Annotated in this window: 11 protein-coding genes, 1 pseudogene and 1 riboswitch; of the genes and pseudogenes, 2 read left to right on the forward strand and 10 right to left on the reverse strand. The window is 59.5% G+C overall.

Annotated features, from left to right (window positions below; all coding sequences use genetic code 11):
• Positions 1–235, forward strand: a pseudogene (locus tag ACC569_RS12700) (hypothetical protein); the annotation flags it as partial.
• A 29-nt stretch (positions 236–264) separates the two neighbouring features.
• On the opposite strand, the gene apaG reads toward ACC569_RS12700, so the two are convergent.
• The 10 genes from apaG to ACC569_RS12750 all read right to left on the reverse strand — a co-directional run bounded on the left by apaG (position 265) and on the right by ACC569_RS12750 (position 9,168).
• Positions 265–648 carry a Co2+/Mg2+ efflux protein ApaG gene (gene apaG / locus ACC569_RS12705; protein WP_372523904.1) on the reverse strand — a complete coding sequence of 128 codons (384 nt, stop codon included), beginning with the start codon at positions 646–648 and terminating at the stop codon, positions 265–267.
• Positions 649–709: 61 nt separating this feature from the next.
• Positions 710–1,105 (reverse strand): DUF2784 domain-containing protein, encoded by a 396-nt coding sequence (locus ACC569_RS12710; protein WP_372523914.1) that lies wholly within the window; start codon positions 1,103–1,105, stop codon positions 710–712.
• A gap of 1 nt (position 1,106) precedes the next feature.
• Complete coding sequence (locus ACC569_RS12715) at positions 1,107–1,943, reverse strand: symmetrical bis(5'-nucleosyl)-tetraphosphatase (RefSeq protein ID WP_372523905.1); 837 nt, start codon at positions 1,941–1,943, stop codon at positions 1,107–1,109.
• Positions 1,943–2,908 carry a prolyl aminopeptidase gene (gene pip / locus ACC569_RS12720; protein WP_372523906.1) on the reverse strand — a complete coding sequence of 322 codons (966 nt, stop codon included), beginning with the start codon at positions 2,906–2,908 and terminating at the stop codon, positions 1,943–1,945. Before pip ends, ACC569_RS12715 begins: the two co-directional genes overlap by 1 nt.
• Positions 2,909–2,917: 9 nt before the next feature.
• The gene (locus ACC569_RS12725) at positions 2,918–3,874 is read right to left on the reverse strand and encodes an MBL fold metallo-hydrolase (protein WP_372523907.1); all 957 of its coding nucleotides are present in this window, start codon (positions 3,872–3,874) and stop codon (positions 2,918–2,920) included.
• Positions 3,875–3,927: 53 nt separating this feature from the next.
• Entirely contained in the window at positions 3,928–4,743 is an 816-nt protein-coding gene (locus ACC569_RS12730; protein ID WP_372523908.1) for an RMD1 family protein, read from the reverse strand.
• Positions 4,744–4,764: 21 nt separating this feature from the next.
• Entirely contained in the window at positions 4,765–5,610 is an 846-nt protein-coding gene (metF, locus tag ACC569_RS12735) for a methylenetetrahydrofolate reductase [NAD(P)H] (protein WP_372523909.1), read from the reverse strand.
• A gap of 59 nt (positions 5,611–5,669) precedes the next feature.
• Positions 5,670–7,094, reverse strand: coding sequence for an adenosylhomocysteinase (gene ahcY, locus ACC569_RS12740; protein WP_372523910.1), 1,425 nt, complete (start codon positions 7,092–7,094; stop codon positions 5,670–5,672).
• Between the two features lie 16 nt (positions 7,095–7,110).
• Positions 7,111–7,199, reverse strand: a riboswitch (S-adenosyl-L-homocysteine riboswitch).
• Between the two features lie 41 nt (positions 7,200–7,240).
• Positions 7,241–8,428, reverse strand: coding sequence for a methionine adenosyltransferase (gene metK, locus ACC569_RS12745; protein WP_372523911.1), 1,188 nt, complete (start codon positions 8,426–8,428; stop codon positions 7,241–7,243).
• Positions 8,429–8,757: 329 nt separating this feature from the next.
• Positions 8,758–9,168 carry a rhodanese-like domain-containing protein gene (locus ACC569_RS12750; protein WP_372523912.1) on the reverse strand — a complete coding sequence of 137 codons (411 nt, stop codon included), beginning with the start codon at positions 9,166–9,168 and terminating at the stop codon, positions 8,758–8,760.
• Positions 9,169–9,259: 91 nt separating this feature from the next.
• Between ACC569_RS12750 and ACC569_RS12755 the strand changes: the two genes are divergently transcribed.
• On the forward strand, positions 9,260–9,898 hold a 639-nt coding region (locus tag ACC569_RS12755; RefSeq protein ID WP_372523913.1), incomplete at its 3' end, for a tRNA 2-thiocytidine biosynthesis TtcA family protein.

Genomic DNA, 9,898 nt, shown 5'->3' on the forward strand with positions numbered 1-9,898 from the left:
GGCCGAAGCGCGCCGCGGTCAGACCATTCAGCGCTACAAAGGCTTGGGCGAAATGAATCCAGAGCAGCTGTGGGAAACCACCATGGATATCAGCGCCCGACGTTTGCTTAAAGTGAACGTGGATGACGCCGTCGCCGCAGATGAGGTCTTTACCATGCTCATGGGTGATCAAGTGGAGCCGCGCCGCGAGTTTATCGAAAAGAATGCGCTAGACGTTTCCAATCTTGATGTTTAATCCGTCGCTTTCGCCTATTCACGCAGAATTCAGTGCAGGGTGCGTGGAATACTCAGCGTGAAAGATGGTATTTCTGCATCGAACGAGGTGCCATCATCGGCGATCATCTGATAACTGCCCTTCATTGTGCCAACTGGAGTTTCCAGAATAGTGCCGCTGGTATACTGGAAACTGGAGCCAGGTAGCAAATAGGGCTGCTCGCCGACCACACCCTCGCCGCGGACCTCCTGGGTACGTTCATTGGCATCGGTAATGATCCAGTGCCGCGTCACGAGCCGTGCCGGTACCGAGCCGGAATTGGTAATCGTGACGGTATAGGCAAAGACGTAGCGGTCCTCATCCGGGGCCGACTGACCGGGAAGATAGACCGTCCTGACGTCAATTTGTATCTGATGTTTTTCGTTGGCGGTCATATGTCCTCTCACAAGGTCGGGAGGAAAAAACTATTTTGCATTACTTTATGACGCTTGGGTATCACCTAAGTTTCCGCCGCGGCGGATAAGCCAGCCAAGTCAGAATCACCAGCGCCGTAAAAGCAGTATAAATCAGAGTAAATATCCATTCAGGCGCGGCGTAGAAAATTAACAATCGTAGCCAGTGACCGATGAAATTGTCCTCATAGGCCGCTGCACCCGCCTGTAAGCGCAGGAAATTTTCAAGGATCGTAAGCGGGCAGTTGATTCCCAGCCAGGCCTCGAGCATCACAAGACCGATTGCCACGAGATGCAGCAGACGGAACATCCGACCGCGTGTCCAGTCCCATCCCCGGATCCAGCCGATGACGATCAATGCTAGGCCACCGACGACGAACAGTACATAAGCGGCGTGAGTGACAAGAACAAGATCAGCGAGCCAGCGCCATAGTGTCATATCAGCCACCGTCGTGAGCCAGATAAGGCTCGCAGTCGACACTGAAAAATTCCAATGATGAGGTATCGAGCCTTACCGCGGATAGTGAGTGCCCCCAGAGACAGCCACTGTCAAGACCGATCACACCGTCGCCATGCCATAGCCCGAGCGCGGACCAGTGACCGAAAATTATTTTGAATTTCTGACTGCGGCGTCCCGGGACCTGGAACCAGGGCATCAAATCTGGCGGCTGGGTGCCGGGCGGCCCCTTCGGACGCAGGTCCATGTTGCCCTCGAGATCGCAATAGCGCAGCCGTGTGAATGCGTTGATGATGACGCGCAGACGTTCGACGCCGCGCAAATTTTCGTTCCAGTGATCGGGCAGGTCGCCATACATGCGATGGAAAAATTCATTCGCCTTGTCACCACGCAACACTGTCTCGGCCTCATGCGCCAAACGCCGGGCATCCGCAAGGTTCCAAGGCGGAAGCAGGCCTGCGTGAATCAGCGTGTACCCCAGGCTGTCGTCCTGATGCAGCAAGGGACGCATACGTAGCCAGTGCAGCAATTCATTTCGGTCAGTCGCCTGTAAAATGTCATCGAGGGTGTCCCTCTTTTTAAGCTTGGCGGCGCCGGCGGCCACCGCGAGCAGATGCAGGTCATGGTTGCCGAGCACGCACTCGGCACGCTCACCCAGACCCTTTACGAACTGCAATACCTCCAGCGATCGCGGCCCTCGATTGACGAGGTCGCCGGTGAACCACAACCGGTCACGGTCAGGATCGAAACCGATTTGTGTCAGCAATTTCATCAGGGCCGGGTAACAGCCCTGCACATCACCAATCGCGTACACGGCCATCAGGAGGAAGGGGGTTTTCCGAGCTGCGCGGCCATCTTGATCGTGGCCCTCACCAGTGCATTGACGATGCCGGGCTCCGCCGCCGAGTGCCCAGCGCCCGGTATGATCTCAAAGCTGGCGTCCGGCCAGGCGCGCGCCAGTTCCCAGGCGTTCTGAATCGGGCAGACCATGTCATAACGGCCATGAACGACGGTGCCGGGGATGCCGTTCAAGCGCGAGGCATTGCGCAGTATCTGGTCGGGCTCAAGAAAGCTGTGGTGCGCGAAATAGTGCGCCTCGATGCGCGCGAGCGCCAGCGCCGTGCGCGGCGAGCCGAAAAAATCAACCACATGTTTGTTGGGCAGCAGCGTTGCGGTGCGGCCTTCCCACCGTGACCAAGCCTTGGCGCTGGCCATGCGCGCGACCTCGTCCGTGCCAGTCAGACGACGGTGATGCGCGCCGAGCAGGTCATGGCGCTCGGGCTCCGGAATCGGTGCGATGAATTCCTGCCAATGGTCCGGGAAAATGCGGTTGGCGCCTTCCTGATAGAACCAGTGAATCTCCCACGGGCGGCAAAGGAAGATGCCGCGCAGAATGAGTCCGAGCACACGTTCTGGATGGGTTTCGGCGTATACCAGCGAGAGGGTCGAGCCCCAGGAACCGCCGAACAACACCCAGCGATCGATGCCGAGATGCTCGCGGATTTTTTCCATGTCGGCCACGAGATGCGGTGTAGTGTTATTATCGAGACTTGCGTGCGGGGTTGAGTGCCCCGCACCGCGTTGGTCAAACAAGATGATGCGATAGAGATTGGGATCGAAAAAACGGCGGTGGAATTCCTCGCACCCAGCACCAGGACCGCCATGCACGAACAGCACCGGTACTCCCATGACATTGCCGCATTCCTCGACATGAAGTTCATGCGGGGCATCGACTGTGAGCCGGTGCGTCGCATAGGGCTTAATTTCGGGAAAAAGCTTGTGCACGAGAGCGCGCTAGAAAGATTCGGTTTCGATCTGCAAATAGGCCACGTTGATGACGCGCCCGAGGTTGTTGAAATCGTAATAATCCTTGTATGTGTCAAGATCGCGCATAACCTTGTCCTTCATCTCAAAATCACTCAGACCCTGATCGTAGTATTTTTTTACTGACGCGCGAAGTGACTTGAGAAACATTTGTTGGGTCAGCGCAATTTCACGTCCGCCGCTAGTCCCGTGGCCGGGGATAAAATGCATGGCCTTGGACTTGAGCGCCAGGTCGATAGCCGCGATCTGGCCCTGAATACTGCTATGCTCCGGGAAATTGGCGGCGATGCGTTTGTTCAGTACATTGTCACCGAGAAAGATCACGCCTTCCTCAACCACCTCGATCATGATGTCGTTGTCCGTGTGCGCGCGGTCATTGTGGCAGATGCGGAAAGTTGTGCCGTGCAACTTGAGCGCCTCACCTTGATCCAGTCCCATATCCGGCGCCATCGCCTTTGTACCGCGGCTCGCCCCTTGGGTCGCAGCGTCCATCATTTTGATCCAGTTGTCGCCTTCACCGGCTTTGATCGCTTCTATCATTTTGGGGTGGGCGTAGATCACCGCCTTGGGATAGGCGGCTTTGATGGCCTGATTGCCGAGCCAGTGGTCACCATGGATGTGGGTGTTAAAGGCGGCGATGATCGGGTCCTTGGTAACCGTTGCGATTTTGCGTAGCACCATTTCTCCCACCTGGACGCTCGCGCCGGGGTCGATCACGACGACGCCACCGTGGAGGAGCACGAAACCGGGGTTGTTGGAGAAACCTTGATTGTCCTTGCTCGGATTTTCGTTGGGACCGTGAATGACGTAGACGTGGTCTGTGATCTGCGTCAAGGCATAATCGCGCACGATCGGCGGTGCCTTCGCGCTGCTGCAGGAAAGCAGGAGCAGGACGGACGCCGCCACAGCCGGAAATCGTGCGTGCATGATTACTTTCTGCTTGCGTTGAGCGATCAGTATAACGCCGCTGCGTGGCGGCGTTAGTGCCGGAACCAGAGTTCGTAGGTGGATAGCAGCACCTCGAACACGATGAGGACCACGATGTACCATTCCACACGCAGCATGCTGCGGTTCTGCATCAGGTTCACCGCCGTCTCGGCGGTCTGATTGATGAGAGCGAGCTTGCGTTCGAGCACCGTGTTGCGCTCGCGCAGTTCATATTCGTTTTCCAGATGCAGGTATAGGCGCTCGGCCTCAGGGTGGTCCCACAGCAGGTCCGGTTTGTCCTGGATCTCCACGCGCCCGGTCATCTTGTGCAGTACCAGCAGTGTGCCGCCGATGTGACGCAACAGCTCGCGCAGCCGGCGCCCGCCGCCGCGCGGATTTTCCAGCCGCCGCGCCAGCGGTTCGATCAGATCAAAGGCCCTGGCCATGGCATTCTCGTAGTAGGCCAGCGCGACACTGCGCGCCAGTGCGATCGCCACGATTTGCAGGCGCGCCAGCGCCAGGTCAGTGATGCCGATGCCCTCGGGCGTCACGCCCTCCGGCTGTTTGCCCACGACGTATAGCTGGACATCTTCGGTTTCCATCCGCCGCAGTGGGTTCTCCACCCGCGGTCGCAGGTCCTTGAGGAAGTTTTTCTGCTCCGCTTCGCTCAGGTTGAGCAGCACCACCGCCCCATAGCGAAACAGTACCGCCAGCCCGGCTTCACCCGCTGACACCGTGAGCGGACCTAGCGTAACGGCCGGTTCCGGCAGCCCGCGCAGGTTCAGGCGCTCCCCCAGAAAACAGGCTCGCACAGGCAGGGGCCTGCCCGCCGGCAGGCGCGCGGTCAGTTCGCTGGTTTTGGGACCCATGTCCTTGTGTCCGGCGGTATCCTAAAGTCCGAGCCGTTCCCAGACGGTGCAGGTGGGTCCGGCGCGGTTCAGTGTGTAGAAATGCAGTCCCGGGGCGCCGCCGACCAGCAGCTTGTCGCACAGGTCGGTGGTGACATCCATCCCAAAGGCGCGGATCGAATCGAGATCATCCCCGAATCCTTCCAGCCGCCGGCGGATCCAGCGCGGGATCTCGGCACCGCAGGCATCGGAAAACCTTGCAAGCTGTTTGTAATTGGTGATCGGCATGATGCCCGGCACGATCGGCACGCCGACACCCAGGGCCTCGCATTCCTCCACGAAACGCCAGTAGGCGTCAACGTTGAAAAAGTACTGGGTGATGGCGGAGTCCGCCCCCGCCTTGACCTTGTTCACGAAGTGACGCACATCGGACTCGGCGCTCGGTGATTCCGGATGGAATTCCGGATAGGCCGCGACTTCAATGATGAGTTCATTTCCGGTCTCGGCGCGGATAAAGGCCACGAGCTCGTTGGCGTGAAGAAAATCCCCGGTCTGGGGCGCCTCCTTGGGCAGGTCACCGCGCAGCGCGACCACGTGGCGGATGCCGAGTTGGCGGTAGCCGTCGAGCAGCGCGCGAATGTCCGAGCGCGTGGTGCCCATGCAGGAGATGTGCGGCGCGGCTTGTTGGCCCTGCGCTTGTATCTCCTTCACCGTTTCATAAGTGCCTTCGCGCGTGCTGCCGCCCGCGCCGAAAGTGACGGAAAAGAACTTGGGCTTCAGCTGCGCGAGCTGCTGAACAGTTTCGCGCAGCTTGACCCGCCCTTCCTCGTTCCGGGGCGGGAAAAACTCGAAACTGAAGGTGCGCGGAAATTTCTTCTGCGAGTCCATGGCGTAAGCGTCGGTTCCGGCTTCTGCCTGGTTATGGCCGGTTCCGGTGATTCCCGCGTTTAGTAACGGTAATGGTCCGGCTTATACGGCCCGTCTACCGGCACATTGATGTAGTCGGCCTGCTCCTGGCTGAGACGCGTGAGGTTCGCGCCGATCTTCTTCAAGTGCAATCTCGCCACTTTCTCGTCGAGCTTTTTCGGCAGCACGTAAACCTTCTTCTCGTAATTTTGGTGACGGCTGAAGAGTTCGATCTGTGCGATGGTCTGATTGCTGAACGAGGCCGACATCACGAACGAGGGATGTCCGGTGGCGCAGCCCAGGTTCACCAGCCGGCCTTTGGCGAGCACGATGATCTTCTTGCCGTCGGGGAAGATCACGTGATCCACTTGCGGCTTGATTTCATCCCACGGGTAGTTCTTCTCCAGCGAGGCGATGTCGATCTCGGAATCGAAGTGGCCGATGTTGCACACGATGGCCTCGTTCTTCATGGCCTTCATGTGGCCGTGATTGATGACGTGCACGTTGCCGGTGGCGGTCACGAAGATATCGCCCTGTGACGCGGCGGCGTCCATGGTGACCACGCGATAGCCTTCCATCGCCGCCTGCAGCGCGTTGATGGGGTCGATCTCGGTGACCCACACGGTCGCACCCATGCCGCGGAACGCCTGCGCACAACCTTTGCCCACATCGCCATAACCCAGGACCACGCAGATCTTGCCAGCGATCATCACATCGGTGGCGCGTTTGATGCCGTCGAGCAGCGACTCGCGGCACCCGTAGAGGTTGTCGAACTTGGACTTGGTGACGGAGTCATTCACGTTCATCGCCGGAAACATCAGTTCGCCGCGCTCCTGCATCTGGTACAGGCGATGCACGCCGGTGGTGGTCTCTTCGGTCACGCCGCGGATGGCCCGGGCGGTCTCGGTCCATTTCTTCGGATTCGCGGCGAGGCTCTTCTTGAGCAGGCCCAGAAACACCTTCCATTCCTCGTTCGCGTTCGGCTCGGGATTCGGCACTTTACCGGCCTTCTCGAATTCCACGCCCTTGTGCACCAGCATGGTGGCGTCGCCGCCGTCGTCGAGGATCATGTTCGGCCCTTTGCCGTCCGGCCAGGTGAGCGCCTGTTCGGTGCACCACCAGTATTCCTCGAGCGTCTCGCCCTTCCACGCGAACACCGGTATGCCGGCGGCAGCGATCGCCGAGGCGGCGTGATCCTGTGTGGAGTAAATGTTGCACGACGCCCAGCGCACTTCGGCCCCAAGCGCCACGAGCGTTTCGATCAGCACCGCGGTCTGGATGGTCATGTGCAGCGAGCCGGAGACGCGCGCGCCCTTGAGCGGTTTCTGCGCGCCGAACTCTTCGCGCAAGGCCATGAGACCCGGCATCTCGGTCTCGGCGATCTGGATTTCCTTGCGGCCCCAGTCGGCGAGCTTGATGTCCGCGACCTTGTAATCGGTGAACTTCGGATTGACGACAGCGTTCATGATGCTAGCTCCGTAAATTGAGCGAGCGCCGTTGTTTTAACCGACGTTCTCTCCGAGCCTGGCCCCAGTGTAAAAGCTTTGGGGGTTGCAACGCTCCTCGGAGAGCAACGCCTCGCCGCCGTGAAACCGGCGGCGACATGATGAACTTATGCGCTGGCGGCGCTGCGTGACTTGATACCGGCCGCCTCGCGCAGTGCCTCGGCCCTGTCGGTGCGTTCCCAGCTGAAGCTGGCTTCAGTGCGGCCGAAGTGCCCATAGGCGGCGGTCGGCAGGTAGATCGGACGCAACAGGTCGAGCATCTGGACGATGCCCTTGGGACGAAGATCGAATTGGCTTTTCACCAGTTCTGCAATTTTCGTATCCGGAATCACGCCGGTGCCGAATGTGTCCACGTGTATCGAGACAGGTTTCGCCACGCCGATGGCATAGGCGATCTGGATTTCGCAACGCGCGGCCAGCCCGGCAGCCACGATGTTCTTGGCAACATAGCGTCCGGCGTAGGCCGCCGAGCGGTCGACTTTGGACGGGTCCTTGCCGGAGAAGGCCCCGCCTCCGTGACGTGCCATGCCGCCATACGTATCAACAATTATCTTGCGGCCGGTGAGACCGGCGTCACCCACCGGGCCGCCGATCTCAAAACTGCCGGTCGGGTTGATGTGGTATTCCGTGTTTTTGCCCAACCACTCCTTGGGAAGGACCGGTTTCACGATTTCCTCGATCACGGCTTCCTTGAGGTCCGCATGCTTGATACCCGGTGCATGCTGGGTGGACAACACCACGGCTTCAATACCCACCGGTTTGTTGTCCACGTATTTGACGGTAACCTGCGATTTGGCGTCCGGGCGCAGCCACGTCAGTCGACCGTTCTTGCGCACCTCGGCCTGGCGTTTGACCAGACGATGCGCCAACGTGATCGGCATCGGCATCAGCACGTCGGTTTCGTTGGTGGCATAGCCGAACATCAGGCCCTGATCGCCAGCACCCTGGTCGAGATCGAGGCCCTTGCCTTCATCCACGCCCTGCGCGATATCGGGCGACTGACGGCCGATGGCGGTGAGCACGGTGCAGGAGTCGGGTCCGAAGCCCATCTCGTCGGTGTAGCCGATATGTCGGATGACTTCGCGGGCAACGCGGTCGAAGTCCATCGTTGCGCGCGTGGTGATTTCGCCCGCCAGTACCACGAGGTTGTTCTTGACCAGCGTCTCGCAGGCCACGCGTGCCGATTTATCCTGCTTGAGGATTGCATCTAGTACGGCGTCCGAAATCTGGTCACAGACCTTGTCCGGATGGCCTTCCGACACCGATTCGGAGGTAAAAAGGTAACTGTCTGCCATAAAAAACGTCTCTCCACCCTGTATGGATCGTTTGAGACCGCGCAGTTTAATCAATCTCGGGCCAAATTACAGCCAACTTTCAAAAGTAGCCGCCGGATCCCGTGGCGCAGGGCGACTCCCTTCCGAGGCGAAGCTCCTTCGAAGGGAGTACGCCGGGCCGCCTCATGAAACAACGTTCATTGAGTCGCACTGGCTGTCACCTCCGAAAGCGCTATCGCCACGGGCGGTGGCAGCCCCTTCGGAGACGGCGCAGTAGCGCCCCAGGAAATATGGCTCTTTGCGGCTATTGCGCCCATTGCCGAAAGAGCATTCGCCTCGGGCACTGGGCGCTAGCATTGTTCCCACGGCAGTCCGTGGTACCGCCAGCCGCCCTGAGCGCTGCGGTGGTGTTTTTCATCCAGCTGCCCCTCGAAGCCCTCGGCCACGTTGTAGACTTCCTTGACTCCAGCCTCGACCAGGGCCTTGCCGGCCTCGAGTGAGCGTACCCCGCTGCGACAGATCAGCACCACCGGTGCCGCCCCGGTAGCGCCACCCAGCATGGCCTGCCGCACCTGGGTGAGAAAGTGCGGGTTGAGCTTCCAGTCAGGCTCGTCGATCCAGGGAATGTGGATAGATCCCGACGGATGTCCGACGAATAGATATTCCATATGCGAACGTACGTCGATGAACACGGCGTTCGGGTGTTCCTGCAATAACTTGTACGCCTCCTTGGGATTCAGGGTTTTGACTTTGTCGCTCATGCTACCCTCCTGGTCGGGGCGTGCCCTGACCGTTCTGATTGGGCATACTTAGCAGCTTATGTTGCCAGCCCATACTTTGCCCGTTTCCATAATGCGCACCAAACCACCCAAGCCGCTGCTGCGCGCTGCCGGCGAAGCCATAGCGGATTATTCCATGATCCGTCCGGGCGACCGCATTCTGCTGGGCTTGTCCGGTGGCAAGGACAGCCTGTCGCTGCTGCACGTGTTGTTGCACCTGCACGACAAGGCCCCGGTTCGTTTCGATCTGGCCGCGGCCACGGTCGATCCTTGCATCGATGGCTTTGATCCGTCCTTCCTCAAGGACTACGTCGCCGCGCTTGGCGTTCCCTATTTCTATCGCCGTCAGGACATCGTCGGCCGCGCGCTCACGACCATGCGCGGGGACTCGTTCTGTGCCTACTGCTCACGCATGCGCCGCGGCATTCTCTATGCCACGGCCCGGGAACAAGGTTACAACGTCCTGGCCCTGGCGCATCATCTGGATGACTTGGCCGAGTCATTTCTGATGAGTGCTTTTTACGGTGGTCGACTGCACACCATGAAAGCGCATTACCTGAATGACGCCGGTGACCTGCGTATCATCCGCCCCTTCGTGTATGCGCGCGAGCGTCAGACCGTCGACTTTGCCCGCCGCGCCGGCCTCCCTGCCATTATGGACAATTGCCCTGCCTGTTTCCGCATGCCCACCCAACGCATGAATATGAAGGCC

The sequence above is a fragment of the Sulfuricaulis sp. genome, assembly GCF_041499725.1.
Lineage (GTDB): Bacteria > Pseudomonadota > Gammaproteobacteria > Acidiferrobacterales > Sulfurifustaceae > Sulfuricaulis.

Excerpts from the sequence above, each read along its gene's own strand:
- apaG (WP_372523904.1), bottom strand. The coding sequence starts at position 648 with ATGACCGCCAACGAAAAACATCAGATACAAATTGACGTCAGGACGGTC.
- ACC569_RS12710 (WP_372523914.1), bottom strand. The coding sequence starts at position 1,105 with ATGACACTATGGCGCTGGCTCGCTGATCTTGTTCTTGTCACTCACGCC.
- ACC569_RS12715 (WP_372523905.1), bottom strand. The coding sequence starts at position 1,943 with ATGGCCGTGTACGCGATTGGTGATGTGCAGGGCTGTTACCCGGCCCTG.
- ACC569_RS12725 (WP_372523907.1), bottom strand. The coding sequence starts at position 3,874 with ATGCACGCACGATTTCCGGCTGTGGCGGCGTCCGTCCTGCTCCTGCTT.
- ACC569_RS12730 (WP_372523908.1), bottom strand. The coding sequence starts at position 4,743 with ATGGGTCCCAAAACCAGCGAACTGACCGCGCGCCTGCCGGCGGGCAGG.
- metF (WP_372523909.1), bottom strand. The coding sequence starts at position 5,610 with ATGGACTCGCAGAAGAAATTTCCGCGCACCTTCAGTTTCGAGTTTTTC.
- ahcY (WP_372523910.1), bottom strand. The coding sequence starts at position 7,094 with ATGAACGCTGTCGTCAATCCGAAGTTCACCGATTACAAGGTCGCGGAC.
- metK (WP_372523911.1), bottom strand. The coding sequence starts at position 8,428 with ATGGCAGACAGTTACCTTTTTACCTCCGAATCGGTGTCGGAAGGCCAT.
- ACC569_RS12750 (WP_372523912.1), bottom strand. The coding sequence starts at position 9,168 with ATGAGCGACAAAGTCAAAACCCTGAATCCCAAGGAGGCGTACAAGTTA.